The organism is Caballeronia sp. BR00000012568055, assembly GCF_029439455.1.
Lineage (GTDB): Bacteria > Pseudomonadota > Gammaproteobacteria > Burkholderiales > Burkholderiaceae > Caballeronia.
The window spans coordinates 68614-93086 of sequence record NZ_JAQFVG010000154.1 but is presented as its reverse complement, the minus strand read 5'-3'; the positions used below and the strand labels follow the sequence as shown (position 1 = coordinate 93086).

At 61.3% G+C, this 24473-nt stretch carries 26 protein-coding genes and 2 tRNA genes; 17 read left to right on the top strand and 11 right to left on the bottom strand.

The window, feature by feature from the left end; genetic code table 11:
- Positions 1-131 precede the first annotated feature (131 nt).
- The 5 genes from moaA (at position 132) to P7F28_RS08660 (ending at position 4069) form a co-directional block, all read left to right on the top strand.
- Positions 132-1226, top strand: a complete 1095-nt coding sequence (gene moaA, locus P7F28_RS08680; RefSeq protein ID WP_277184100.1) for a GTP 3',8-cyclase MoaA — start codon at positions 132-134, stop codon at positions 1224-1226.
- Positions 1189-1842 carry a molybdenum cofactor guanylyltransferase MobA gene (gene mobA, locus P7F28_RS08675; protein WP_277184099.1) on the top strand — a complete coding sequence of 218 codons (654 nt, stop codon included), beginning with the start codon at positions 1189-1191 and terminating at the stop codon, positions 1840-1842. Before moaA ends, mobA begins: the two co-directional genes overlap by 38 nt.
- Before the next feature lie 81 nt (positions 1843-1923).
- Positions 1924-3228, top strand: coding sequence for a gephyrin-like molybdotransferase Glp (gene glp / locus P7F28_RS08670; protein ID WP_277184098.1), 1305 nt, complete (start codon positions 1924-1926; stop codon positions 3226-3228).
- An 83-nt stretch (positions 3229-3311) separates the two neighbouring features.
- A complete protein-coding gene (locus P7F28_RS08665; RefSeq protein ID WP_277184097.1) occupies positions 3312-3593 on the top strand; it encodes a hypothetical protein in 282 nt (93 codons plus the stop codon).
- Between the two features lie 44 nt (positions 3594-3637).
- Positions 3638-4069 (top strand): GNAT family N-acetyltransferase, encoded by a 432-nt coding sequence (locus P7F28_RS08660; RefSeq protein ID WP_277184137.1) that lies wholly within the window; start codon positions 3638-3640, stop codon positions 4067-4069.
- Between the two features lies 1 nt (position 4070).
- Here the strand turns inward: P7F28_RS08660 and P7F28_RS08655 are convergent, their stop codons facing one another.
- The 5 genes from P7F28_RS08655 to pncB all read right to left on the bottom strand — a co-directional run bounded on the left by P7F28_RS08655 (position 4071) and on the right by pncB (position 9911).
- Positions 4071-5522, bottom strand: a complete 1452-nt coding sequence (locus tag P7F28_RS08655; protein WP_277184096.1) for a DNA recombination protein RmuC — start codon at positions 5520-5522, stop codon at positions 4071-4073.
- Positions 5519-6502: a D-glycerate dehydrogenase gene (locus P7F28_RS08650; protein WP_277184095.1), complete on the bottom strand. Its 984-nt coding sequence runs from the start codon at positions 6500-6502 to the stop codon at positions 5519-5521. Before P7F28_RS08650 ends, P7F28_RS08655 begins: the two co-directional genes overlap by 4 nt.
- 3 nt (positions 6503-6505) lie before the next feature.
- The gene (locus tag P7F28_RS08645) at positions 6506-7918 is read right to left on the bottom strand and encodes a sodium:proton antiporter (protein ID WP_277184094.1); all 1413 of its coding nucleotides are present in this window, start codon (positions 7916-7918) and stop codon (positions 6506-6508) included.
- Between the two features lie 4 nt (positions 7919-7922).
- Positions 7923-8594 (bottom strand): lactate utilization protein C, encoded by a 672-nt coding sequence (locus tag P7F28_RS08640; RefSeq protein WP_277184093.1) that lies wholly within the window; start codon positions 8592-8594, stop codon positions 7923-7925.
- Positions 8595-8720: 126 nt separating this feature from the next.
- Positions 8721-9911 carry a nicotinate phosphoribosyltransferase gene (gene pncB / locus P7F28_RS08635; RefSeq protein WP_277184092.1) on the bottom strand — a complete coding sequence of 397 codons (1191 nt, stop codon included), beginning with the start codon at positions 9909-9911 and terminating at the stop codon, positions 8721-8723.
- A 283-nt stretch (positions 9912-10194) separates the two neighbouring features.
- Between pncB and fdxA the strand changes: the two genes are divergently transcribed.
- From fdxA to lpxO, 4 genes are all read left to right on the top strand, one after another.
- Positions 10195-10518, top strand: a complete 324-nt coding sequence (gene fdxA, locus P7F28_RS08630) for a ferredoxin FdxA (protein ID WP_277184091.1) — start codon at positions 10195-10197, stop codon at positions 10516-10518.
- A gap of 90 nt (positions 10519-10608) precedes the next feature.
- A tRNA-Asn gene (locus tag P7F28_RS08625) sits at positions 10609-10684 on the top strand.
- 107 nt (positions 10685-10791) lie between these two features.
- Positions 10792-10867: transfer RNA gene (locus P7F28_RS08620), tRNA-Asn, on the top strand.
- 201 nt (positions 10868-11068) lie between these two features.
- Positions 11069-11971, top strand: a complete 903-nt coding sequence (lpxO, locus tag P7F28_RS08615) for a lipid A hydroxylase LpxO (RefSeq protein WP_277184090.1) — start codon at positions 11069-11071, stop codon at positions 11969-11971.
- On the opposite strand, the gene P7F28_RS08610 is transcribed toward lpxO, so the two are convergent.
- From P7F28_RS08610 to P7F28_RS08600, 3 genes are read right to left on the bottom strand one after another with little or no spacing between them, the layout of a single operon-like run.
- Positions 11965-12546: an LUD domain-containing protein gene (locus P7F28_RS08610; protein ID WP_277184089.1), complete on the bottom strand. Its 582-nt coding sequence runs from the start codon at positions 12544-12546 to the stop codon at positions 11965-11967. The genes lpxO and P7F28_RS08610 overlap by 7 nt on opposite strands.
- Positions 12543-13934, bottom strand: a complete 1392-nt coding sequence (locus P7F28_RS08605) for a lactate utilization protein B (RefSeq protein ID WP_277184088.1) — start codon at positions 13932-13934, stop codon at positions 12543-12545. Before P7F28_RS08605 ends, P7F28_RS08610 begins: the two co-directional genes overlap by 4 nt.
- A complete protein-coding gene (locus P7F28_RS08600; protein ID WP_277184087.1) occupies positions 13931-14674 on the bottom strand; it encodes a (Fe-S)-binding protein in 744 nt (247 codons plus the stop codon). Before P7F28_RS08600 ends, P7F28_RS08605 begins: the two co-directional genes overlap by 4 nt.
- Positions 14675-14782: 108 nt before the next feature.
- On the opposite strand from P7F28_RS08600, the gene P7F28_RS08595 reads away from it, so the two are divergent.
- The 6 genes from P7F28_RS08595 (at position 14783) to P7F28_RS08570 (ending at position 19215) form a co-directional block, all read left to right on the top strand.
- Positions 14783-15523, top strand: a complete 741-nt coding sequence (locus P7F28_RS08595) for a FadR/GntR family transcriptional regulator (RefSeq protein WP_277184086.1) — start codon at positions 14783-14785, stop codon at positions 15521-15523.
- A gap of 281 nt (positions 15524-15804) precedes the next feature.
- Complete coding sequence (locus P7F28_RS08590; protein ID WP_277184085.1) at positions 15805-16287, top strand: CreA family protein; 483 nt, start codon at positions 15805-15807, stop codon at positions 16285-16287.
- Between the two features lie 56 nt (positions 16288-16343).
- Positions 16344-17165: an AraC family transcriptional regulator gene (locus tag P7F28_RS08585; protein ID WP_277184084.1), complete on the top strand. Its 822-nt coding sequence runs from the start codon at positions 16344-16346 to the stop codon at positions 17163-17165.
- Positions 17166-17313: 148 nt separating this feature from the next.
- The gene (locus P7F28_RS08580; RefSeq protein ID WP_277184136.1) at positions 17314-17982 is read left to right on the top strand and encodes an AzlC family ABC transporter permease; all 669 of its coding nucleotides are present in this window, start codon (positions 17314-17316) and stop codon (positions 17980-17982) included.
- Positions 17979-18302 carry an AzlD domain-containing protein gene (locus P7F28_RS08575; RefSeq protein WP_277184083.1) on the top strand — a complete coding sequence of 108 codons (324 nt, stop codon included), beginning with the start codon at positions 17979-17981 and terminating at the stop codon, positions 18300-18302. The genes P7F28_RS08580 and P7F28_RS08575 overlap by 4 nt, the downstream gene beginning before the upstream one ends.
- A gap of 148 nt (positions 18303-18450) precedes the next feature.
- Positions 18451-19215, top strand: coding sequence for a DUF4088 family protein (locus P7F28_RS08570; protein ID WP_277184082.1), 765 nt, complete (start codon positions 18451-18453; stop codon positions 19213-19215).
- Positions 19216-19231: 16 nt separating this feature from the next.
- Here P7F28_RS08570 and P7F28_RS08565 read toward each other — a convergent pair whose 3' ends face one another.
- From P7F28_RS08565 to P7F28_RS08555, 3 genes are all read right to left on the bottom strand, one after another.
- Entirely contained in the window at positions 19232-21331 is a 2100-nt protein-coding gene (locus tag P7F28_RS08565; RefSeq protein ID WP_277184081.1) for an ATP-dependent helicase, read from the bottom strand.
- A gap of 149 nt (positions 21332-21480) precedes the next feature.
- Positions 21481-21738: a hypothetical protein gene (locus tag P7F28_RS08560; RefSeq protein WP_277184080.1), complete on the bottom strand. Its 258-nt coding sequence runs from the start codon at positions 21736-21738 to the stop codon at positions 21481-21483.
- An 18-nt stretch (positions 21739-21756) separates the two neighbouring features.
- Positions 21757-22200 (bottom strand): hypothetical protein, encoded by a 444-nt coding sequence (locus P7F28_RS08555; protein ID WP_277184079.1) that lies wholly within the window; start codon positions 22198-22200, stop codon positions 21757-21759.
- 312 nt (positions 22201-22512) lie between these two features.
- On the opposite strand from P7F28_RS08555, the gene P7F28_RS08550 reads away from it, so the two are divergent.
- Positions 22513-22734, top strand: coding sequence for an RNA-binding S4 domain-containing protein (locus P7F28_RS08550; RefSeq protein ID WP_277184078.1), 222 nt, complete (start codon positions 22513-22515; stop codon positions 22732-22734).
- A gap of 181 nt (positions 22735-22915) precedes the next feature.
- Positions 22916-24313, top strand: coding sequence for an MATE family efflux transporter (locus P7F28_RS08545; protein ID WP_277184077.1), 1398 nt, complete (start codon positions 22916-22918; stop codon positions 24311-24313).
- Positions 24314-24473: the final 160 nt, after the last annotated feature.

The window sequence follows — 24473 nt, the reverse complement described above, 5'->3', positions numbered from 1 at the left end:
TGGTCGGAACTGAATGGGTGGAAAACCTGATCTCACACATCAACATGGATGACGACCGTAAAAAGCGCCATCCGCTAAAATGAACGGGACGTTACAAGACCCGAACAAGACCCGATTTCGCAGATAAAACCATGTCCCGACGCATTATTCCCCTGGCCGACATCAGCGCGATCCCGGATTTCTCCGGCATCGCGGCGTTGCCGTCCGGGCGGCTGACGGACACGCTCGCGCGCCCGCTGCGCGATCTGCGAATCTCGGTGACCGATCGATGCAACTTCCGCTGCGTGTACTGCATGCCGCGCGAAGTCTTCGACAAGGACTATCAATTTTTGCCGCACGCGGCGCTGCTGTCGTTCGAGGAAATCGAGCGGCTGGCGCGTGTTTTCGTCGCGCATGGCGTCGAAAAAATCCGGCTGACAGGCGGTGAACCACTGCTGCGCAAGAACATCGAATTTCTGATCGAGCGTCTCGCGATGCTGCGCACACCCGAAGGCCGTCCGCTCGATCTCACGCTCACCACCAATGGTTCGCTGCTGGCGCGCAAGGCGCAATCGCTGAAAGATGCGGGTTTGTCGCGCGTCACCGTCAGTCTCGACGCCCTCGACGACGCCCTCTTTCGCCGCATGAACGACGCCGATTTCGCGGTCGCGGACGTGTTGCACGGCATCGAAACGGCGCAGGCGGTCGGACTTGCGCCGCTCAAGGTGAATATGGTCGTCAAGCGCGGCACGAACGATCAGGAAATCGTGCCGATGGCGCGGCTGTTCAAAGGCAGCAGCGCGGTGCTGCGCTTCATCGAATACATGGATGTGGGCGCGTCGAACGGCTGGAACATGAGCGAAGTGCTGCCGTCCGCGCAAGTCGTCGATTTGATCGATGCGCATTTTCCGCTGATCCCGCTCGAAGCCCATTCCGCCGCCGAAACCGCGCAGCGTTGGGGCTATGAAGACGGCAGCGGTGAAATCGGCGTGATTTCGAGCGTGACGCGCGCGTTTTGCGGCGACTGCACGCGCGCCCGGTTATCGACGGAAGGCAAGCTTTATCTCTGCCTCTTCGCCAGTTCGGGCCACGATCTGCGCGCGCTGATCCGCAACGGCGCAACCGACGAAGAAGTCGCCACCGCCGTCGCGCGCATCTGGCAAGCGCGCGGCGACCGTTACTCGCAGTTGCGCGGCAGTGCAACGGACAATGTGCGACGCGTCGAGATGTCGTACATCGGCGGCTGAGCGCGTGAGCGACGTGTCGAACATCACCGGTTTGTTGCTCGCGGGCGGGCGCGGCTCGCGCATGGGCGGCGTCGATAAAGGCATGCAGCCGTTTCGCGGCGAACCGCTCGCGCTGCACGTGCTGCGCCGACTCGCGCCGCAAACGGGCGCGGTGCTTATCAGCGCAAATCGCTCGATTGACGCCTACACGCAATTGGGCGATGCCTTCCACGCAGGCGTCATCGCAGATTCACACGTGAACTATCCCGGCCCGCTCGCGGGCATCGCGGCGGGCCTGCGCGCCGCCGATACGGAATTCGTCCTCACCGCGCCCTGCGATGCACCCTTCACCGACCCGCAACTCGGCGCGATGCTGATGCAGGCGCTGGTGGCATCGAACACGGATATCGCTTACGCGGCGACGATGGAACGCGATGGCGAACGCACCGCGCATCCGGTTTTCGCGCTGCTGCGCGCCTCGCTTGCCGACGATCTCGACGCCTGGCTCGACGCAGGCGAACGCAAAGTCCGCGCGTGGTACGTACGCCACAGGGCAGCCGAAGTGCCTTTTGCCGATGATCGTGCGTTTTACAATATCAATGATCTGAAACAGTTGGCTGAATGTGAACGCCCTTAGCGCGTCGCATTCCGATCGATTTTCCACACGCGGTTGATGCCGCTTCTTTCGCCGATTCCGGCCGCGATTTCGCTCCGATTCATGACCACGCCCAGGCAATTTTCCAGTTGCGTCACGTACTACGACCCGAACGCGCTTCCCGTTGAAGCCGCTCAGGCGATCGTGCGCGAATGGGCGATGCCGCGCGCGGGGTCGTCATCGGCGGAACAGGTGAAATTATTCGATGCGCTCGGCCGCGTGCTCGCGCATGACGTGATTTCGCCCATCGACGTGCCCGCGTTCGACAACTCCGCGATGGACGGCTACGCGTTCGCCGGCGGCGTGCTCACGAACGCCAGCGAGACGATCGGCCTGAACGTCGCGGGCACCGCGCTCGCGGGCCGCCCGTTTGCCGAAGCACCGCGCGCGGGCCAGTGCGTGCGCATCATGACCGGCGCGCTGATGCCGCCCGGCTGCGACACGGTCGTGCCGCAAGAACTCGTCGTGCGCGACGGCGACATTATTCGTTTTGCTTCCAGCGCCTTACGTGCTGGCCAAAATCGCCGACTGTCGGGCGAAGATCTCGCGCGCGGCAAACCGGCGTTGCGTGCGGGGCGCGTGGTGCGTGCATCGGATCTCGGTCTGCTGGCCTCGCTCGGTATTGCCGATGTCGCGGTGAACAAGCGCATCAAGGTCGCGTTCTTTTCGACCGGCGACGAACTGCGTTCCGTCGGCGAGCCGCTCGTGCCCGGCAGTCTCTACGACAGCAACCGCTACACCCTTTTCGCGATGCTCAGGCGTCTCGGCGTCGAGACGATCGATCTGGGTATCGTGCGTGACGATCGCGCGTCGCTCGAAACAGCGCTGCGGCAAGCGACGGAAGCGGCCGATGTCGTCATCAGCTCGGGCGGCGTCTCGGTCGGCGATGCCGATTTCACGCGCGATCTGATGAACTCGCTCGGCGACGTCGCGTTCTGGAAGATCGCGATGCGCCCCGGCCGCCCGCTCGCGTTCGGCCGCCTCTGGTCCGGTCCGCGCGCGGGCACGGGCGAATCCGCGTTGTTCTTCGGCTTGCCCGGCAATCCGGTCGCGGTGATGGCGACGTTCTACTTCATCGTGCGTGAAGCGCTGCTCGCCATGTCGGGCGCGGAACATCAACCGCTGGTCAAGATCCGCGCCCTCTGCGGCGCGCCGATGAAAAAACGCGCGGGCCGCACCGAGTTTCAGCGCGGTATCGCCAAACGTGACGACGACGGCGTGTGGCACGTCGTCACCACCGGCCCGCAAGGCTCGGGCGTGCTGAGTTCGATGAGCGATGCCAATTGCTTCATCGTGCTCGAACACGCGCGCGGCGACACGGATATTGGCGACGAAGTCGAAATCGTGCCGTTCGATGGCCTGATCTGACGCGCCTATCGTACGGATCGCACGGATCGCTCGGCATTGCCATCACCATCATTCCATTCATCGAAAGACGGGGTTTTACGTCCATGAAAAAGCAGATCTCTTTCATCGCACCAGGACAGACAGCGAAAGCGCTGATCCTCGTGTACCTTACGTTCAGCGTGCCGATCGTGCTGCTGGCCGCGTTGATCGCGTTCCTGCAATATGGCCCGTCGGCGGTGGAAGTGAGCACCGTGTTGAGCGCGCTGCTGCTGAACGCGATTCTCGGTTTTGTGCTGCTGTGGATCGCGTGTCACGCGTATAACTGGGTGGCATCGCGTTTCGGCGGCATTGAAATCGTCTTGTCCGACGCACCGGAGGAAGCGTGACGCAACCCGTTATTCGTTCAGCCACGCCCGATGATGTCGGCGCAATGTTCGCGCTGATGGTCGAACTCGCCGAATTCGAAAAGCTTACGCACTTGTTCATCGCGACCAAGGAAGACGTGCACGATGCGCTGTTCGGCGCGCGTCCTTCGGCGGAAGCGCTGGTGGCCACGCAGGACGATAAAGTCGTTTCCTACGCGCTGTTCTTCCACAACTTCTCGACCTTCCTCGGCAAGCGCGGTCTGTATCTGGAAGACCTCTACGTGCAGCCCTCGCAGCGCGGCACCGGACTCGGCACGCTGATGCTCAAGCGTCTCGCGGCGTTGGCGGTGGAACGCCAGTGCGGGCGCTTCGAATGGTCCGTGCTGGACTGGAACCAGAACGCCATCGACTTCTACGAGAAGATGGGCGCGACGGTGTTGCCCGACTGGCGCATCGTGCGCATCACGGGCGACGCGCTCGATCAGTTGGCAAAGTAAGTCAAAGCTCGTCGTCGCTCTCTTCGGGCGGCGACGCATCCCCAAGCAATCCCGCTGCTTCTTCTCCCGGCAAGGCTTCGACATCGCGCAGACGCTTGTCCATCTGACGCGTGCGCGTTTGCGCCGCTTCGATCGAACGCGTCACGGTTTCGAGCTGCTGTTTGGTCTTGGCGAGCACGGTGCTGAATCGGCCGAACTCGGTTTTGACTGCGCCCAGCACTTGCCATACTTCGCTCGAACGCTTTTCGATGGCCAACGTTCTGAAGCCCATTTGCAGGCTGTTCAACAACGCGGTCAGCGTCGTCGGCCCCGCCACGCTCACGCGATACTCGCGCTGCAAAAAGTCCGTCAGTCCCGGACGACGCAACACTTCGGCATACAAACCTTCGGTCGGCAAAAACAGCAACGCGAAATCCGTCGTATGCGGCGGCGCGACGTATTTCTGCGCGATGGATTTCGCCTCCGCGCGCAGCCGCCCTTCCAGCGCACGCGATGCTTCTTCCACCGCCAGCGGATCGGCACGTTCCTGCGCTTCGATCAAACGCTCGTAGTCTTCGCGCGGAAACTTCGCATCGATCGGCAGCCAAACGGGTGTGGCGATATCGCCCGGCGTGCCGGGGGCATCGTGACGGCCGGGCAGCTTGATCGCGAACTCGACGCGCTCGCTGCTCTTCGGAATCGTGGCGACGTTCTTCGCGTATTGATCGGGCGTCAGCAGTTGTTCGAGCAGCGATTCCAATTGCACTTCGCCCCAGATGCCGCGCGTCTTGACGTTGGTGAGCACCTTCTTCAGATCGCCGACGCCTGCCGCCAGCGTCTGCATCTCGCCAAGCCCGCGATGCACCTGCTCCAGCCGATCCGAAACCAGCTTGAACGATTCCCCGAGCCGTTGCTCCAGCGTCGCGTGAAGTTTTTCATCGACCGTGCGGCGCATTTCTTCGAGCTTGGTCGCGTTGGTCGCTTCGATATCCTTCAGACGCGCTTCGAGCGTTGCGCGCACTTCCGCGAGACGGCGTTCGTTCGCCTCGGACAGTTGACCGAGCGTTTGCGTCATGGAATCGGCGAAGCGCTTGAGCGCGTTGCTCTGATCTTCGCGCGCCTGCTGGCTTTGCTGCGCGAGTTGCTGGGCGAGCGCATCGAACTGAGCGTTTTGCACGCTCGACGTGCTCGCCAACTGCGTCGCCAGCGTTTGATGAAACTGCGTGAAGCCGCTCTGCGATTCCATCCGCGACACGCGTGCCGTCTCCGCGATATCGCCGCGCAAACCGCGTTCGAGCCGTTCCTGCGCGCGCGCGTGCGCTTCGCCCATATCGTTGACGTGATCGGCGAGCGCGGCGAATTCGTCGAGCACATCGGCGTTCGATGCACGTCGCATCATCGCCAACAAAACGATCAGCGCAATCAGCAACGCAATCGCCAGCAAGGCGATTGCGCCGTACAACAGTTCGGTCATTTCTTGAGTACGTCCGGGTTGATCGGATTAGGCGGATTGCCCGCGCGCGGGCCTTCACCCAATCCGGCGATGAGATTGTCCGCCGCGAGATTGGCCATCGCGCGGCGCGTGCTTTCGGTCGCGCTGGCGATATGCGGCGTCAGCACGACGTTGTCCAGCAGCATGAAATCGGGATTGAAGTTCGGCTCGCCTTCGAATACGTCGATACCCGCCGCCGCGATCTTTTTCGCGCGCAAGGCTTCGATTAACGCCGCATCATCGACGATCCCGCCGCGCGCGATATTCGTCAGCGTCGCCGTCGGCTTCATCAACGCGATTTCCTTCGCGCCGATCGTGTGATGGCTTTCCTTCGTGTACGGCAGCACGAGCACGACGTGATCCGCGCGCTTCAGCAAATCTTCCTTCGACACATATTCCGCATTCAGCGCCGATTCGATATCCGACGCCAGCCGCGAACGGTTGTGATAAATCACGCGCATATCGAAACCCGCCGCGCGCCGCGCCAGCGCCTGCCCGATGCGCCCCATGCCGATCACGCCGAGCGTCGAGCCGTACACATCGCTGCCGAGAAACGCGTCGAACGCCCACTTGCCCCATTTGCCCGCGCGCAGAAAATGCTCGGATTCCGTCACGCGACGCGCCGCTGCCATCATCAGCGCCCAGCCGAAATCGGCGGTGGTTTCGTTCAGCACGTTCGGCGTGTTGGTGCCGAGCACGCCGTGCGCGTCGAAGGCGTGCATATCGAAATTATTGAAGCCGACGGCCATGTTCGCTACGACCTTCAGATTCGGCGCGCCCGCGAGTTCGGTTTCGCCGATCACGTCGCCTGCGGTGAACGCGCCGTGTTTATCGGCAAGGCGCAGTTGCAGTTCTTCCTGCGGCATGACTTCGCCGAGGTTGGCATCGACATCGAAATATTGTTGGAGGCGTTCGATCACGTCCGGGAACGTGGGACGCGCGACGAGCACTTTCTTCTTCATCGGTTACTCCTGGAAAAAAAGCCAGCCCATAACGGCGAAAAGCGGCAGAAGGACGATGCACGACCACGCGAGATAGCCGAAAAAACCCGGCATGCGCACACCGCGCGATTCCGCAATTGCCTTCACCATGAAATTCGGCGCATTGCCGATATACGTGTTCGCGCCCATGAAGACCGCGCCCGCCGAAATGGCGGCGAGCGTTGTGGCGTCGGTGGTCATGAGCGTGTTGGCATCGCCACCGGCGAGATTGAAGAACACGAGATAAGTCGGCGCGTTGTCGAGGAACGAGGACAACAATCCGGTCGCCCAGAAGTAGGCGAGATCGATCGGCTTCCCATTCGAATCCGATACCGCGTGCACGATGCCCGCGAACGCGCCTTCGCTGCCCGCGCGCAAGATCGTGATAACCGGCGCGATGGTGATGAAGATCGCCGCGAACAGCTTCGCCACTTCTTCGATCGGCGCCCAGTCGAACGCGTTGCCTTCGCGTGCTTTCTTCGGCGTCAATACGAGCGATGCGATCAGCACAACGACGAGCAAGGTATCGCGCACGAGGTTTTGCAGTGCGACGTGCGTGCCCATCACGTCGAACGAAACGTTGGGCTTCCAGATGCCGCTCATCAGCACCAGCGCGATGATCGCCACGAGCAGCGCGAAATTCACCTTTCCGTCGATGCCGAGCGGCGGCGAGTCAGGCGTCGGATCGACGAATGCGCTGCGGGATTCTTCGCGCTTGTGCCAATAGAAACTGTCGAGCGCGTAAAAAATCGCGAGCAGCGCGATGCAGATAAAGAGCATCGGCAAGGCGAGATGAATTGTCGTCCAGAAGAAGCCGACGCCATTCAGAAAGCCGAGGAACAAAGGCGGATCGCCGAGCGGCGACAACGAACCGCCCGCGTTCGCGACAAGAAAGATGAAGAACACGACTACGTGCACGACGTGCTTGCGGTTATCGTTCGCGCGCAACAGCGGACGGATCAGCAACATGGCCGCGCCCGTCGTGCCCATGATGCTGGCAAGCGCGGTGCCGAGCGCGATCAATCCGGTATTCAGCGCCGCCGATCCATGCAGATTCCCGCGCACGCAAATCCCGCCCGCCACCGTATAAAGCGACGCCAGCAGAATAATGAACGGCACGTACTCTTCGAGCATCGCGTGAACGAGCACGCCCGCCGCCGTGCCGAAGCCAAACGCCAACGCAAACGGCACGACGAACGCCAGCGCCCACAGCGCCGCGATCTTCCCGTAATGGTGATGCCAGACTTTGTTCGCAACGAGCGGAAACACCGCGATCGACAGCAGCATGCCGACGAACGGAATGCCCCACGCAGCCGAAAGCGTCGCGCCATCGAGCGATGCAGCCGAAGCGTTTGCAGCAAAACCAAACGCCGATAATCCGATCAAAACGCGCCGCACCGATTCACGCCCCGCGCACAATAATCACATGCACGCGATACGGCCCATGCGCGCCCAGCACGATGGTCTGCTCGATATCGCCGGTGCGCGACGGACCCGACACGAAGTTGACCGCGCGCGGCAACACGCCGTGTTCTGCACGGATCAACGCGAACGCATCTTCATGCGCGGCCACGATGCGCGACGCCGGCACGACAGCGATATGCGTCTGCGGCAACAGCGCGCCGGACGCGGGCGTTTCCGGTCCGGACAACAAGACAAGCGACCCGGTTTCCGCCGTCGCGCAAAAACATCCGGTGATGCCGACCATATCGGCGTCTTCCGGCTTGCGAAACGCCGCCTGAATCCCCGCCGATGCAAACGGCAAATCAGCGAGCGCAGGCCACGCGACGACATCAACAGAAAGGGCAAGCGAATGAAGATAACGCGCGGCTTCCGATGGCGCATCGGCCAAAGTCTCGACTTCGGCGACGGTGCTGGAAAGCCGCTCGGCTTCGAGACGGAATCGCGCGATCAACTCATCGCGCGTGGCGGGAAGTGGCGGACGGGGACCGGCCGGATGGCGCGCGACGTAATCGTCAGCGGCAGCGCGTTCGGCATCGGTCGATGCGCCTTGCCTGCCCTGCGCATTGCGGATGCGCGCAAATATATTGCGGCGCGCGGCCGATGTGTCCATGATGCCGTCCTTGTGTGTGCGTGCTTGAGAAAGCGTCATGGAACGAATTCAACGACGCGTTCCGATTATAGCGAGCGTGTCTGGCGCGAAAACCTCGGCCAGACGGCATAGGCCAAATGCACGAACTCAGAGTTCCCCGACCGGCTGCTCGATGCCGAACACCTGACGCAGATAGGCGAGATACGCCTTGTCATCGCACATATTCTTGCCGGGCGAATCCGAGAGCTTGGCGACCGGCTGGCCGTTGCATCGAACCATTTTGATGACGATCTGCAAAGGGTGATAGCCCAGATCATTGGTCAGATTCGTGCCGACGCCGAACGCCAGTTGGCAACGTCCACGGAAGCGTTCGTAGAGTTGCAGCACTTTGGGAATGTCGAGCGCGTCGGAGAAAACGAGCACTTTGGTGCGCGGATCGCAGCGGTTCTCTTCGTAATGGCGGATCAGGCGCTCGCCCCAGTCGAACGGATCGCCGGAATCGTGTCGCGCGCCGTCGAACAGCTTGCAGAAGTACATATCGAAGTCGCGCAGGAACGCTTTCATGCCGTACACATCCGACAACGCGATACCCAAATCCCCGCGATATTCCTTCGCCCACATTTCGAAGCCGAAAATCTGCGAGTCGCGCAGACGCGGACCGAGCGCCTGACACGCCTGAAGATATTCATGCGCCATCGTGCCGAGCGGGCGCAGGCCGTGTTTCATCGCGTAGAACACATTGCTGGAGCCGGCAAACTGCGCGCCGAGCCGCTCCTTTAGCGTCAGCACCACTTCTTCGTGCCACTGCTTCGAAAAACGGCGACGCGTGCCGTAATCCGCGATCTTGCAATCGGAATATTCGGGCGGCGTGGCAAGCAATTTGATCTTGTCGCGCAGCCGTTCGCGGCCGATTTCGAACTCCGGTTTGCGCTGCGTATTGCGGAAATACACTTCGTTGACGATCGCCAGCACCGGGATTTCAAAGAGGATCGTATGCAGCCACGGCCCTTTGATATCGATATCGATTTCCCCGTTGCCCTTGGCCGACGGCGCAATCGTGATGGACTTCTCGTTCAGATGAAACAGCGCGAGAAAGTCGATGAAATCGCTCTTGATGAAGCGCATCTGCCGCAGATAATCGAGTTCGTCTTCCTTGAAGCGCAGATTGCAGAGCTGGCGCACTTCATCGCGAATCTCGTCGATGTACGGCACCAGATCCACTTTCGGAGTCCGGCAACGGAACTTGTACTCGACGTTGGCCGCGGGAAAGTGATGCAGCACGACCTGCATCATGGTGAACTTGTAGAGGTCGGTATCGAGCAGCGAATGGATGATCATGGTTCGGACTGGAACATCGAAACGATATAAACACGCGCCGCGTGTCTCGTTTCATGTTACCCGAATGTGCGCGCCCTCACCCATCATACGGACCCCTTTAGTGTCCCTTTAATGTGCCTTTAGCGCTGAGGCATAAATAAATCACCAATCGATATAAGCCGCGCCCCGCCGGGTCTGCGCTGCGTTTTACCGTTACGCTACAATACGCGTTTCCGCAAGCGACCCCTCCGGCCGACGTAGCCATCGGGCGCTGCCCCCACGAATTCCGCATGCAGGAGCCCGAATGACTCACGTTGTGACCGAAAGCTGCATCAAGTGCAAGTTCACCGATTGCGTGGACGTGTGCCCGGTGGATTGCTTCCGCGAAGGTCCCAACTTTCTCGCGATCGATCCGGACGAGTGCATCGACTGCGCCGTGTGTGTGGCCGAATGCCCGGTGAATGCGATCTACGCCGAAGAAGACGTGCCCGGCGATCAGCAGCACTTCACCGAACTGAACGCTGAACTCTCGCGCGGTTGGCCGAGCATCACCAAGACCAAGGCGCCGCTGCCCGAGTCGGATGACTTCAAAGACGTGAAGGACAAGCTGGACATGCTCGAACGTTAAGCGTTAGTGCAATAAGCTGTATTGAATGAGGATTGAGCGTTGACAGGTTTGCAAACGCTCCCTATAATTCCGCTTCTCTGTTGTTGATGTTCCCCGATAGCTCAGTCGGTAGAGCGCCGGACTGTTAATCCGTAGGTCCCTGGTTCGAGCCCAGGTCGGGGAGCCAAGAAGCTCATCAGCTTCGTTTATCAGCATCAGCAAGGTTTCACAAGAAGCCCAGTTAGTTGTTCAGACTGGGCTTTTTAGTCGGTTAAGTTGTTTCGTTGTAGCAGGTCCCCGATAGCTCAGTCGGTAGAGCGCCGGACTGTTAATCCGTAGGTCCCTGGTTCGAGCCCAGGTCGGGGAGCCAAAAGCTTCACATCAAGCTCCGACACAGTTTCAAGCGAAAGCCCAGTCAAATCGACTGGGCTTTTTTGCTTTTCAGCCGACAAATCCCAACGCTTCCCATAGCTCAGCATTTCATTTCGCGATTCAAGCGAGCTTTTTGTATCGGTTTCATAATTTAAAGATACATGCGAAATGCCGCGTTTGATCGCGGAAGGAGCATCCAATGCGCTGGGTTGTTCTGTTGATCTTTATCGCCTGCGCCGCGTACACGCACTGGCGCGGAAAGGTCCGGCACGGATTCTTCCGGCAGCTTTCCGATCATTCGACCTTCATGTCGCCGGTGAACAGTTTTCTCTATCTGTTCTCCAGTGTGCCGGCCACGCCTTATTTACAGCCATCCCTTTTTCCCGATCTCGCGCCGATCCGCGCGCAATGGCAAACCATCCGCGCCGAAGCCATTGCGCTGCATGAAGCGAGCAAGATTCAGGCGGCAGAAAAGTACAACGACATCGGCTTCAACTCGTTTTTTCGACGTGGCTGGCGGCGCTTTTATCTGAAGTGGTACGACCGCCCGCATCCGTCGGCGGTGGCCGTGTGTCCGAAAACGCTGGCGATACTGCAAGGCATTCCATCGGTGAAAGCGGCGATGTTCGCGATGTTGCCGCCCGGCGGCACGCTCACGCTGCATCGCGGTCCGTACGCGGGTTCGCTGCGCTATCACCTCGGGCTGGACACGCCGAACGACGACGGCTGCGCGATCATCGTCGATGGCGAGCGTTATTCGTGGCGCGACGGCGAGGAAGTCGTGTTCGATGAAACCTATCTGCACTGGGCCGAGAACAAGACGGACAAGGACCGCATCATCCTGTTTTGCGATATCGAACGGCCGATGAAATTTCGCTGGGCGCAGGCCGTGAATCACGCGATGGGCGTGTTTTTGATGCGCGCGACGGCTTCGCCGAACGAAGCGGGTGATCGCACCGGCGCGTTGAATCGCGCATTCAGGTATCTGTATCAGATTCGGCTGGTCGGCAAGCGGTTGAAGGCGTGGAACCGGACGGTGTATTACATCGTCAAGTGGCTGCTGTTCGGCGGGATTGCGGTGGCGATTTTCTGGCGCTATTGAATCCAGACGACCGTGAGCGAGCGCACGCCCTGTGCGCCGCGAATCAGCACGCCTTCGATATCGGCGGTGGCGGATGGTCCGGTGACGAGCACCGCATATCGCGCCGACTTGAAATCGTCCCGTCGATACACCTGCTGCAAGCCCTCGACCAGCGTGGATGGATCGAGCAATACGACGAGAGGCTGCGCGCGATAGCCGATCGAATTGACGATGTACTCGCGCTCGCTGAACCACACCGAGCCGGTTTCCGCGACACCGAAGCGCCCTTTCACCACGCCCACATCCACATCTTCGAGCGATGCAGGCACGGTATCCGGCGATAACGCGCGCGTGCCGTGTACGCCATCGACCGCAGACGCAACGACAGCTGAAGAACCGAACCGCGCCGCGATCAACGCGTTCACTTCGTCCAGCGAAGACGCCTCGACACACGTCCCGCCCATCGCCGTCAGCGCGGTGAAGAAGCGCGCCTTCAAATCACCTTCCGGCGTCGCGAACAACGGCACTTCGGGACGCGGACGCGCCACCGGTTGCGCCGCCCGAATCTTCGATAAAAACGCGTCGCGAGTCGTCATTTGGCTGGCTTCCGGTTCTTCTTGTACCACTCGTGGAAAGTCTCGGCGGGCGCATCGGGCAAATCGCGGCCGCGTCCCCAGATATTGAGCGGGTTGTACAGCACGAAGTTCGGCAGCCGCTTCAGCGCGCCGCCGAGCGACGCCACCGTCGCACGATAAAGCGTCGGACTGGCGAGCAAGCGCCCCGCCATCTTCAGCACTTCCTGCTTCACGAACGGCACCTCGTGTTTCTCCGCGATCACCTCGCGCCACCTGTAAATCTGCTCGTGGATATTCACCTTCACCGGACAGACGTTCGTGCAACTGCCATTCATCGTCGATGCAAACGGCAGTGCGCTGTATCGCTTGAGGTCGTGAGTCGGATTGATGATCGCGCCGATCGGCCCCGAGTACGTGCCGCCATACGACAAGCCACCGCTGCGCCGATACACCGGACACGTGTTCATGCACGCGCCGCATCGGATGCATTTCAGCGAGTACCAGAAATCCTGCATCGCGAGGCGCTCGGAACGGCCGTTATCGACGAGGATAAAGTGCATCTCCGTGCCGGGACGCGGCGCGCGAAAGTGCGACGTGTATTGCGTGATCGGCGACCCGAGCGCGCTGCGCGACAACATGCGGACGAACAGCCCGAGATCGGCGATCGTCGGAATGATCTTCTCGATTCCGATCGACGCAATATGCAGCGGCGGCACATTCGCCGATAAATCCGCGTTGCCCTCGTTCGTGCAGACCACGACCGTTCCCGTCTCCGCGACCGCGAAATTGCAGCCCGTCATGCCCGCCGTTTTCTCGCGCACGAAGTAAGGCCGCGTATTCATCCGCTGACTTTCGGCAAGATAATGAATGTCACTGTTCTTCGGATCTGTACCGATAGTCTTGCCGAACAGTTCTGCCACATCGGCCCGTAACTTGTGAACAGCGGGCACGACCATATGGCTCGGGTCCTGATGATCGAGCTGTTGGATGCGCTCGCCCAGATCGGTTTCCATCACCGTGATGCCGCGCGGTTCGAGATAGTCGCGCATATAGCATTCGTCGGTGAGCATCGACTTGCTTTTGACGAGTGCGGTCATGCCGCGCTCGCTCATCAGTTGATGAACCAGCGCGTTGTGCTCTTCCGCGTTGGCCGCGAAATGCACGACCACGCCGTTCTTCGCCGCCTGATCCGCGAACTGCGCGATGTAATCGGCGAGATTGGATAGCGTGTGTTCTTTGTTCGCGGATGCCAGCTCGCGCATCGTCTCCCATTCGGGGATGCCGTGCGCTTGTGCATCGCGCTTGCTGCGCAGGTCCCACAGGCGTTTGTCGTGGAAGGCGACGTGATCGGGCTTTTGCAGGAACGCGCCCGCTGCTTTGGCGTGATCGATGCGTACCGTTTTGCTCATCCTCGCGCTCCGTTGAGAACCTGCGCAATATGGATAAAGCGCGCATCGAGCTTCATGCGTTCGGCGCATCCTTGTTGGTGCATAAGGCAAGACATATCGCCCGACACGATGTACTCCGCGCCCGCACCGACGTGATCGCGCACCTTGTCTTGTCCCATTCGCACCGACACGGCCTCTTCGGTCACGGAAAACGTGCCGCCGAATCCACAGCACTCATCCGGCCGCGCGGGTGCCACGAATTCGATGCCCTTTACGCCTTCCAGCAACGCGCGCGGTTTCGAAAACGGCGTCGCCGCGACTTCAGAGTTCGACGTTTCCCGCAGATGCCGCACCGCGCTGCAACTGTTATGCAGCCCGACGCGATGCGGAAACTCGGCCCACGGGAATTCGCGCACGTTCAAAACATCGTGGAGAAATTCGACCAGTTCGTAGGTATTGCGGCGGACTTTCTGCACTGCGCTGGTCTGCTCGATCGCCGTGAAATGTTCACGCACGTGATGCGTGCAACTCGCCGATGGCCCGACGATATGGTCGTAATCCGCGAAGTTGCGCGCAAATACCCGCTCCGCGCCGGCCGCTTCCTTGTGCGCGCCGCTGTTCGCCATCGGTTGGCCGCAGCAGGTTTGGTCCGGCGGGTAATCCACATCGACGCCAAATCGCTCCAGCAATTCAAGCGTGGCAATGCCGATCTGGGGATAGAACGCATCGATAAAACAGGGAACGAAGAGCGCGACTTTCATGGCCATCCAAATGCGAGGGGATCTTTGGTAAGCTTGGTCTGACCAAGACTTTAATGAGATGCGATCGGCGTGTCAAACTGCGCCACCGCAACGAATCGCGAAAAATTCATGACCTTTCAGCCCGTCCATTCACACGCCTACACGCGCGTGCGCCTGTCCGATGTCGTATCGACGCAAATCAGAGAGCTGATTTCGACCGGATCGCTGATGCCCGGCGAGCGTCTGCCCGCCGAACGCGATCTGGCCGAGCAGTTGAACGTGTCGCGGCCATCGCTGCGTGAGGCGTTGATTCGGCTGGAATCGGATGGATTTATTCGCGCGGTCGGGCGCGGCGGGTTTGTCGTCTCCGATGTGACCGCGCCGCTGGTGTCGCATCCGCTGGCGGCGCTGCTCGAACAGCAGCCGAACGCCAGCGCCGATGTGCTCGAATTACGTCACGGTCTGGGAACGCTCTCCGCCGCGTACGCCGCTGAGCGCGCCACGGACGCCGATCTCGCGCGCATTGCGGAAGCGTTCGAGGCGCTGGAAGACGCCGTCGCGGAGAAAAGCACACGCATCGCCGAAAAGGATGCGGCTTTCCATCTGGCTATTGCCGATGCCACGCACAACATCGCGCTCGCGCACGTCATGCACGGCCTGAACGAGCTGATGCGCGAATCCATGCTCACGTCGCATCGTCTGATCGATTACGACGATGAAGTCGAAGCCGCTCTGCTCGCCCAGCATCGCGCGATGCTTACCGCCATCGTCGCCCACGATGCAGCCCGTGCCCGCGAAGCGGCAGGCGCACATCTGGACTATGTGCGCGCTTTTTACCGCGATCGTCCGGTAAAACTGCCTATGAAATGACCAATCCGTAACGCTAAAGTAATTGAAGCTAGGACTACACCTACACGCGTTTCAGACATGCACGGCTGACGGCGAACGTTCGTATTCGCGATACTGAACTCACTGAAAACGACACGCGATGGAGGACGACATGCCCTATCTTCTCGGATGGTTGCTCGGTGTTCCGGTGGTGGTTCTGGTGATCCTGTACCTGATCTTCCATTGATCGACGGTGTTTCGCGGGAAAGACAAAAGGGCGTCGTTACAATACGACGCCCTTTTCTATTTTCCGAAGGATTCCGATGAAACCGCTCTTGCCGAATCTGCCACTCGCCGCATCGCTCGTCTTGCTTCTCGGTGCGGGGTTCGCGCACGCGGAGGAAATCGCGAGCGTCAACACTAACTTCCGCTTCACCGGCTCCGACCGCGTCACCGTCGATGCCTACGACGATCCGCTCGTGCAAGGCGTGACGTGCTATGTATCGCGGGCGCGTACGGGCGGCGTGAAGGGCACGCTCGGGATCGCGGAAGATCCGTCGGAAGCGTCGATTGCGTGTCGCCAGGTCGGGCCGGTCAAGATCGCGCAACCGCTCAAGCAGAAAAGCGATGTGTTTTCCGCCAGCATGTCCTTCATCTTCAAGACGCTGCACGTCGTCCGAATTGTCGATGCCAAGCGCAATACGCTCGTCTATCTGACCTACAGCGACCGCATCGCGACCGGCAGCCCGAAAAACAGCGTCACCGCCGTGCCGATCACCGATGGCACGACCATCCCCGTGAAGTGACGGCATCGACGTTGTAGACTGGACGGTCCGCTGTTTCCATCGGATCGAATCGAGCCATGAAACCCGCCCATTTCCGCGATGCCGCGCGCTACTGGCGCTCGCCGCTCCTGCCCGGCGCGGATATGGTCACGGCCGAATACTACGATCACGAATTCACGCCGCACTGGCACGACGCCTACACCGTGCCCGTGATCGAAGCGGGCGCGGAATGTTATGACTATCGCGGCGCGCATCATGTGGCGGAAGCGGGTTCGGTGCCGGTGATCAATCCCGGCGAGTTGCACACGGGCGCGCGGGCGGTGGATTCGGGCTGGCGGTATCGCGTGTTTTATTTGCCGGTGCCGTTCGTGGAGGCGCTTGCGGAAGAGGTTTTCGCGCAGAAGACCGCGTCGCCATGGTTTCCCGTCGATATCATTCGCGACAATGACTTGGCGCGGCGGTTGATTCGTGCTCATTACGCGCTCGAATCGGCAGCCGATTTGCTCGCTGCCGAAACCGCATTGGTCGATGCCGTCTCCACGCTCATCGCGCGTCACGCGACTGAACGCCCCTCACGCTCCGTCATTGCCACCGACGCCGTACGCGTCGAATCGATGAAATCGCGTCTCGCCGATGATCTGCTCGCGCCCGTCACGCTGACCGAACTCGCGCAGACGGTCGGGCTATCGACGTTTCATGCGGCGCGGCTTTTTACGCGTGAGACCGGTTTGGCGCCGCATGCGTGGCGCAATCAGTTGCGTATCGTGCGGGCGCTGCCGGCGCTGCGGGCGGGTGCATCGGTCACCGAGGTCGCGGTGGAAAGCGGCTTCACCGATCAAAGTCACTTCACGCGGCACTTCAAGCGTGTGTTCGGCGTGCCTCCTGGCCGCTGGCGCTGAAACGCGCGACCGCAAGAACGTACAAGCGCCCAAGCGAATGCTTCGCTTATCCTCCCGGCCAAAGGAGGACATCTTGAACGCATCACCCGTCACCACTTCGTCCGACGCCCGCCGCGAGTTCATCGCCGGGGCGCGCGACACCATTCCGATGATGGTCGGCGCCGCGCCCTTCGGCGTCATTTTCGGCACGCTCGTCACCGCCAGCCCGCTCGCGCTGTGGCACGGACAGCTTATGTCGCTGGCGGTGTTCGCGGGCTCGGCGCAGTTCATCGGCATCGGTCTGATTGCGGGGAACGCGAGTTTCGCCGTGATCTGGGCGACGACGTTCGTCGTCAATCTGCGGCACGTGCTCTACTCCGCGACGCTCGCGCCCTATGTCGCGCGTCTGCCCGTGCGCTGGCGATGGGCGCTGTCCGGCCTGCTCACCGATGAAGTCTTCGCCGTCGCCTACGCGCATTATCAAAAGCGCGCGCCGGGCGAGATCGGTCCGCATTACTTCTTCGGCTCGGGCCTGGCGATGTATCTGAACTGGCAGGCGTGGACGCTGATCGGCCTGCTGTTCGGCGCGGCGTTTCCCGGCCTCAAATCGCTCGGGCTCGACTTCGCGATGGTCGCGACTTTCATCGCGATCATCGTGCCGCAGCTCGTGGCCGTGCGATTCGTCGCGGCGGCGCTGGCCTCAGGCGTGCTGGCGTTCGCGTGGCAAGGCTGGCCGTACAAGCTCGGGCTGCTGGCGGCGGTGCTGGTGGGCGTCGTGATCGGCATGTTGGTGACCGTGGCCGAGGCCAAGCATCGGCTGAAGGAGCGCACGCAATGAACTACGTCGTTCTGATTCTCGGCATGGCGCTGGTGACGTATCTGATCCGCGCCGCCGTGTTCGTGCTCGGCGAGCGCGTGCCGTTTCCGCCGATCGTGCGTAGCGCGCTGTCCTTCGTGCCGGTGACCGTGCTCACCGCGATCATCGTGCCGATGACCGTCTCGCCGCACGGCAACGGCGCGGAGATCACTTGGCGCAATCCGCAACTGGTCGCGGCGCTCGTCGCCATCGTGGTTTGCTTCGTAACGAAGCGGCCGCTTTTGACCATTGCCGTATCGCTCGTGGTGTTCTTTGCGTGGCAATTCGCCGTGCTCAAATAGGCGCTCAGCGGGAAGAAAAGCCAAACCTTTCAACCCGCACTCAAGTTCTCGTGATTCAAGCCGATATCAGTAACGAACGGACTCCGTCGAGAGAGCGGCGCCGGAAGCATTGCCGCACCGGGGAAACCGGGCGGATACGGGAACCAACATGCGTCAAATCACCCTTTCGTTTCGCGAAGAGACCTTAGCCTCGCTGCATCGAGACTTCGAGTCGTTTCTTCGCTTGTCGCTCAAGCTCGACCCGCAGTTCGTGACGCCCTCGTTCGAGGACTTCCTGCGCGCCAAGCTGCTCGACAATCCGACACCCCTGACCGAGCAGGCGGTGGCGCGTATGCTCACGCACGGCCAGTACGCGTGGGCCAAGCGGGCGCTGGACAAGGAATTTCCGGAAGTCGTCGAAATGCTGATCCGGCAGGCCGCCGAACACGGTTTCGCGTTCGCGATCCGTTCGGACTGGAGCGCCGAAGACTTGATCAACGCGTCGCGCGCACTGGCGACGGCCATCGTCACCGAAGCCAAGGGCGATGCCTCGCAGATCGACATGCTCGCCGCGCAGATGAAGTCGGCCGCGGAAGATATCCGCGAAGTCGAAGGGAGAATGCAGACGCCCGCCTTCCGTCTCGCGGACTCGCTGCGTCAGCGCGTGTATGAGACGAAGATCGCGACGGAGAACAGCGTCGGGTCGAACGCGCGCGAGAAGCTGGGCGAGTTGCGTTGTCTGCTGCGGCTTGGCATTTTCTATGGTTCGATCCAGAAGCAGGAAGCGCAGCAAGTGCTCGAATATATGCGCTCGCTGCGTCCGGAATTGTTTATCGACGAACCGTACGATGGCTTCACGCGATTCGCCTCGTGGCTGCGCAGCATTTTCGCGCCCGCGCCGCGTATGCCGAAGACATCGCGGGCGCAGCGTTAAGCGCGTTACGCGCGGGTTAGTCCCACATCCCTTTCAGGCGCGCCGCGATATCGATCTTCGCTTTCGCGGCAGCCGCCAGTCCTGCCGCCGTCGGCACGGCGGGCGCGATGACAGGTGGCCACGCGGCCGCTTCGAAGTGCGTCATCACATGCTGCGGAATGAAGCGCGTGCGCTGCGCCCAGACGTGTCGATCGCCCAGATGCGTCTGGTTATGCACGTAAAAGCGCTGCGGCGTGACGATATGCAGATCTTCCTTCGCACGCGTCATCGCCACGTATAACAGCCGCCGTTCCTCGTCGATTTCCTCGTCGCTGCCCGTACCCAGATCAGACGGAATGCAGCCGTCCACGCCATTCAGCACGAACACGTTGCGCCACTCCTGACCCTTCGCAGAATGGATGGTCGAGAGAATCAGATAGTCTTCGTCGAGCATCGGCACGCCGGATTCGTCACTGGTGGCGTCGGGTGGATCGAGCGTGAGTTCGGTGAGAAAGCGCTCGCGCGTCGGATACGTCGCCGCGATGCTCTCCATTTGCAATACATCGCCGATACGAATGGCCGCATCTTCATGATTACGTTCGAGATGCGGCTCGTACCATCGGCGAATCATTTCGAACTCGGCGGGCCAGCCGCTTTCGCGTCCGACGAGTTTCGCCATCAAACCGACGAAGCGTGGCCAGTCTTCCAGCGCGCGCGCCGGAGCCGGAAACGAAGCGATCGCACGCGCCGTATCTTGCGCGACGCTATCGAGCAAACGCCCCGCAATCGCCGGCCCAATGCCCGGCATCAATTGCGCGACCCGAAAACCCGCGACGCGATCACGCGGATTCTCCGCCCAGCGCAGCACCGCGAGCACATCCTTCACATGCACGGAATCGAGAAACTTCAGCCCGCCGAACTTCACGAACGGAATGTTCCGCCGCGTCAGTTCGATTTCGAGCGTCGCGCTGTGATGCGCCGCGCGGAACAGCACGGCCTGCGCCTTGAGCTTCATGCCGCCCTCGCGCGCCTCCAGCACTTTCTCGACGATATAGCGCGCCTGATCCGCTTCGTCCGATACGCTCACCACGCGCGGCTTCTGCGCCGATGCCTTGTCGGTCCACAGGTTCTTCGTGTAGCGCTCGGACGCCAGATCGATCACCGCGTTCGATGCCGCGAGAATCGGCTGCGTCGAACGATAGTTGCGGTCGAGCGTGACGGTCGCGGCGGGCGGATCGAAGTGCTGCGGGAAGTCGAGGATATTGCGCACGGTCGCGCCGCGGAACGAGTAGATCGACTGCGCATCGTCGCCGACGACGGTGAGGCCGCGGCCGTCCGGTTTCATCGACAGAAGGATGGTGGATTGCAGGCGGTTCGTGTCCTGATACTCATCGACGAGCACGTGATCGAAGCGGCTGGAGAGATCGGCGGCGATCGTTGGTTCGGCTGCAAGGTGCGACCAGTAGAGCAGCAGATCGTCGTAATCCAGCACGCTTTGAATCTGCTTCGCGTGGACGTAGGCGGCGAACAGGCGCTTCAGGTCCGCTTCCCACTCGCGGCACCACGGAAACGACTGATCGAGCACCTGCACGAGCGACGCGCCCGTGTTCACCACGCGCGAGTAAATCGAAAAACAGGTGGACTTGGCCGGAAAGCGCTTTTCCTTCGATGACAAACCGAGTTCGTGCCGCACGAGGTTCATCAGATCGGCGGAGTCTTCGCGGTCGTTGATGGTGAACGATGGCGCGAGTCCGACGAGATCGGCGTAGTCGCGCAGCAGACGCGCGCCGACGCTGTGGAACGTGCCCGACCACGTCAGCCCTTGTGCGATGGCGCTTTTGCTGCCGAGCGCGTTCATCGCGATGCGCGTCACACGGCGCGTCATTTCCATCGCCGCGCGCCGCGAAAACGTCAGCAGCAGAATGCGATGCGGGTCCGCGCCCTTCACCAGCAAATGCGCGACGCGATGCGCCAGCGTGTTCGTCTTGCCCGATCCCGCGCCCGCAATGACGAGCAACGGACCGCCGCATCGGTTCGGCTGATCGATGCCGAATTCGACCGCCTGACGCTGTGCTTCGTTGAGCTTGGCGAGATAGGACGCGGCGGCGGGTTCAGCGGTTTCGGGAAGCGTAAGCACGGAGCGAAAGTAGCGTCAAAAAGAGTGACGCACACTGTATATCCATACAACCCGCGCACGCAAGTCATTGCCGATAAAGAGTTTTGTCCCCATAAAAACGGCCCGCCTTCGTGCTGCAAGGCGGGCCTGTCTTTGCGAACAGAAGCGCGTTATTCAGCGTCCTTCGCGTTCTTCACCTTGGCATCGGCGGCGGCTTCGTTTGCCTTCGATTGCGCCTCGGTCTTCTTCTTGTCCGCCTTCGCCTGCGCGACGTCGGCTTCCTTATCGGCCTTGGATTGCTTCTTCGCGGCCTTCTGATCGGCCTTGGTTGGCGCGTCGGTCGTGGTTTGAGCAAAGGAAGCCGCGCTCGCGCCCGTCAGCGCACAAGCCACCAACGCGGTCAGCAATACATTTTTGGATCGATTCATCGTGTTCTCCCTCGCCTCTTACTGCGACGAACCGCCTTCCTTCGGCACGCTCGTCGTGGTGGTCGCGTTGGTCGTATTGGTCGCGGATTCGTTCAGCTCGGCCTTCGCGGCGTCCTTGTCCGCCTTGCGATTGACCTTGGCGTTGCGCACCTGCTCCTTGTATTGCGCCTTGGCCTGCTTGTTCTCGGCCTTCAACTCAGCCTTCGATGCCTTCTTCGATGCGCGATATTCGGCATTCGCCTGTGCATCGGCGTTGCGCTTCTGGACCAGCGGATCGGTCGGTGCGGGCGCGGTCAGGTTTTGCGGCGGCGGCGTCACGGGCGCGGCCTGCATCGCTTGCGGTTGTGCGGGCTGCATGGCCGGTTGGGTCGGTTGCATCGGCTGAGCGGTTTGGGCGTAAGCGCCGGTGGCGGTCAGTGCGGCAACGGCGGTAGCGATCAACAGATTACGAGCGCGAGTCATGAGCGAGTCCTCTCTATGTTGGCGCCGGCGGGCGATTAAAAATTAAAGTGATGCGCCGCACGGCTTTGTCGATTTGGAGAATGACCGAAGCTGCATCGATCAAAGTTACAGACCGGGCGAGAAACAGGCGAGTTCGCGGAAATTAGCGACTGTTACCTGCGGTTTCATCTCGCTACAATTTGCAGATGCACCGCGTGCGGCACGTTCGTCTGTTTAAAGCACGGTCGGACATGCGTCAGCACGGCGCGTGCCTATCACTGGTTACTGCTGGTTTATGATGGCCGCCCTTTCAATCGCTTTGCTCTTTTCACCATGCCGCCACTCCAATTCACCCTCACCGGCGATTTCATCGAACTGCACAATCTGCTCAAACTGATGGGCCTCGCCGACAGCGGCGGCTCCGCGAAAGCGCGCGTCGCAATGGGCGATGTCACCGTCGATGGCAAAGTCGAATTGCGCAAGACCGCGAAGATTCGCGCCGGTCAGAAAGTCATGCTCGATGGGCAGACCATCCGCGTGCGCGCGCCTGAATAAACAACTTGTGCACAAGCGTCCCACGCTTGTCAAAACCCGGCCAAAACTTGGCTATAAGCACGCGCGACATCGACATGCCGCGTGCGAGGCAATAAGCTAGTCATCTTTCGTTCAGGTTTCAGCGCAGGACCATCGCGCGGGATCGGCGTTCGCGCCCGATCCGTTCCTTCCCCTTCCGATCATGCAATCGCAATTCACGCGCGCCAGCCGCGCGCACCAAGGGCCGCCGACGCTGACGCGGCACGCAGTCGATACCGCGCGCCTCGCTGCGCCGCTCGCCATCGCACAGCTATCGCAAATGGCAATGGGCGTCACCGATACCATCCTGCTCGGCTCGCTCGGCCCCGATGCGCTCGCGGCGGGCGGTCTCGGCGCGAATCTGTTCTTCGTCGTGGTGACGCTGTTGCAGGGCGTGCTGACATCGGTGAGCGTGTCGGTGGCGCATGCGCGCGGGGCGAATGCGGAAGATCGCGTGCCGGGCATCTACTGGACGGGTTTGCTGCTGTCCGTGCTGCTCGCGGTGCCCGCGTTCGTGCTGCTGAGTTATGCCGAAGCGATTCTCGTCGCGTTTCACGAACCGGCGTTGCTGGCGAAAAACGTCGGCGAATATTGCGCGGTGCTGCGCTGGAGCACGCCGGGCAGTCTGATCGGCGTGGGCATGATGCGCGCGTTTCTGCCGGCTATCGGCGCGGCGCGCAGGCTGTTGTGGGTATCGATCGGTGGCGTGTTCGTGAATGGCTTTCTCAATTACGGGCTGATACACGGCGCGTTCGGCCTGCCGCGCGAAGGCTTTCTCGGCTCCGCGATGGCCACGACTATCACCGTTTGGCTGACGGCATTGGCGCTGATCGCGTTTCTGCATCTGCGGCCGCGTTATCGGCATTTCGTCACACGTGCCCGCGTGCGCTTGCCGCTGATGGGCGAATTGTTCGGCATCGGCTGGCCGGTGGCGATTACGTATGGCGTCGAATCGAGCTTGTTTCTGGCGACGGGCCTGCTGGTCGGCACGCTCGGCGAAGCGCCGCTGGCCGCGCATCAGATCGCGCTCAACGTGGCATCGGTGGCGTTTATGGTGCCGCTGGCGATCGGTCAGGCAGCGAACGTGCGCGTCGGATATTGGATCGGCGCGGGCGTGCCGGTCGCGGCGCGGCATGCGGGTTTCGTCGCTATCGCGCTGGGCGTGGGCTTCATGATGTGCTCGGGCTTCGTGCTGATCGTCGCGCCTCACGCCATCGTCGGCCTGTATCTGCATCTCGATGATCCCGCCAACGCCGCCACCGTCGCGCTGGCGGCAAAGCTGCTCGGCGTGGCCGCCGTATTCCAGATTGTCGATGGCATGCAGACCGTCGGCTCCGGCTGTCTGCGCGGCCTTAAGGACACACGCATTCCGATGCTCGCCGCCGCGTTCGGCTACTGGGGCGTCGGCTTTCCGGTCGGCTATCTGCTCGCGTTCCACTTCGAACTCGGCGCGAAAGGCTTGTGGTGGGGACTCGCCGCCGGGCTCGCCAGCGTGGCCGCGCTGATGACGCTGCGGTTTCATCGAATCAGCCGTCGATTCGTACAAGCCACCGCCAAATAAGCAGCCAAGCTGCGCGCAAATATCGAAAGCACGATTCCTTGGTTGGCCGACACCAAACCCTTGGTTACGATGAAACCGTCTCTTCCTTGAGACTCCATTGACAGGGGTTCCCGCCCGCTCTCGCCGAGCGGGCTTTTTTTTGCCCCTTCTCCTCCGATGG

Excerpts from the sequence above, each read along its gene's own strand:
- moaA (WP_277184100.1), top strand. The coding sequence starts at position 132 with ATGTCCCGACGCATTATTCCCCTGGCCGACATCAGCGCGATCCCGGAT.
- mobA (WP_277184099.1), top strand. The coding sequence starts at position 1,189 with ATGTGCGACGCGTCGAGATGTCGTACATCGGCGGCTGAGCGCGTGAGC.
- glp (WP_277184098.1), top strand. The coding sequence starts at position 1,924 with ATGACCACGCCCAGGCAATTTTCCAGTTGCGTCACGTACTACGACCCG.
- P7F28_RS08665 (WP_277184097.1), top strand. The coding sequence starts at position 3,312 with ATGAAAAAGCAGATCTCTTTCATCGCACCAGGACAGACAGCGAAAGCG.
- P7F28_RS08660 (WP_277184137.1), top strand. The coding sequence starts at position 3,638 with ATGTTCGCGCTGATGGTCGAACTCGCCGAATTCGAAAAGCTTACGCAC.
- P7F28_RS08655 (WP_277184096.1), bottom strand. The coding sequence starts at position 5,522 with ATGACCGAACTGTTGTACGGCGCAATCGCCTTGCTGGCGATTGCGTTG.
- P7F28_RS08650 (WP_277184095.1), bottom strand. The coding sequence starts at position 6,502 with ATGAAGAAGAAAGTGCTCGTCGCGCGTCCCACGTTCCCGGACGTGATC.
- P7F28_RS08640 (WP_277184093.1), bottom strand. The coding sequence starts at position 8,594 with ATGGACACATCGGCCGCGCGCCGCAATATATTTGCGCGCATCCGCAAT.
- pncB (WP_277184092.1), bottom strand. The coding sequence starts at position 9,911 with ATGATCATCCATTCGCTGCTCGATACCGACCTCTACAAGTTCACCATG.
- fdxA (WP_277184091.1), top strand. The coding sequence starts at position 10,195 with ATGACTCACGTTGTGACCGAAAGCTGCATCAAGTGCAAGTTCACCGAT.
- lpxO (WP_277184090.1), top strand. The coding sequence starts at position 11,069 with ATGCGCTGGGTTGTTCTGTTGATCTTTATCGCCTGCGCCGCGTACACG.
- P7F28_RS08610 (WP_277184089.1), bottom strand. The coding sequence starts at position 12,546 with ATGACGACTCGCGACGCGTTTTTATCGAAGATTCGGGCGGCGCAACCG.
- P7F28_RS08605 (WP_277184088.1), bottom strand. The coding sequence starts at position 13,934 with ATGAGCAAAACGGTACGCATCGATCACGCCAAAGCAGCGGGCGCGTTC.
- P7F28_RS08600 (WP_277184087.1), bottom strand. The coding sequence starts at position 14,674 with ATGAAAGTCGCGCTCTTCGTTCCCTGTTTTATCGATGCGTTCTATCCC.
- P7F28_RS08595 (WP_277184086.1), top strand. The coding sequence starts at position 14,783 with ATGACCTTTCAGCCCGTCCATTCACACGCCTACACGCGCGTGCGCCTG.
- P7F28_RS08590 (WP_277184085.1), top strand. The coding sequence starts at position 15,805 with ATGAAACCGCTCTTGCCGAATCTGCCACTCGCCGCATCGCTCGTCTTG.
- P7F28_RS08585 (WP_277184084.1), top strand. The coding sequence starts at position 16,344 with ATGAAACCCGCCCATTTCCGCGATGCCGCGCGCTACTGGCGCTCGCCG.
- P7F28_RS08580 (WP_277184136.1), top strand. The coding sequence starts at position 17,314 with ATGATGGTCGGCGCCGCGCCCTTCGGCGTCATTTTCGGCACGCTCGTC.
- P7F28_RS08575 (WP_277184083.1), top strand. The coding sequence starts at position 17,979 with ATGAACTACGTCGTTCTGATTCTCGGCATGGCGCTGGTGACGTATCTG.
- P7F28_RS08570 (WP_277184082.1), top strand. The coding sequence starts at position 18,451 with ATGCGTCAAATCACCCTTTCGTTTCGCGAAGAGACCTTAGCCTCGCTG.
- P7F28_RS08560 (WP_277184080.1), bottom strand. The coding sequence starts at position 21,738 with ATGAATCGATCCAAAAATGTATTGCTGACCGCGTTGGTGGCTTGTGCG.
- P7F28_RS08555 (WP_277184079.1), bottom strand. The coding sequence starts at position 22,200 with ATGACTCGCGCTCGTAATCTGTTGATCGCTACCGCCGTTGCCGCACTG.
- P7F28_RS08550 (WP_277184078.1), top strand. The coding sequence starts at position 22,513 with ATGCCGCCACTCCAATTCACCCTCACCGGCGATTTCATCGAACTGCAC.
- P7F28_RS08545 (WP_277184077.1), top strand. The coding sequence starts at position 22,916 with ATGCAATCGCAATTCACGCGCGCCAGCCGCGCGCACCAAGGGCCGCCG.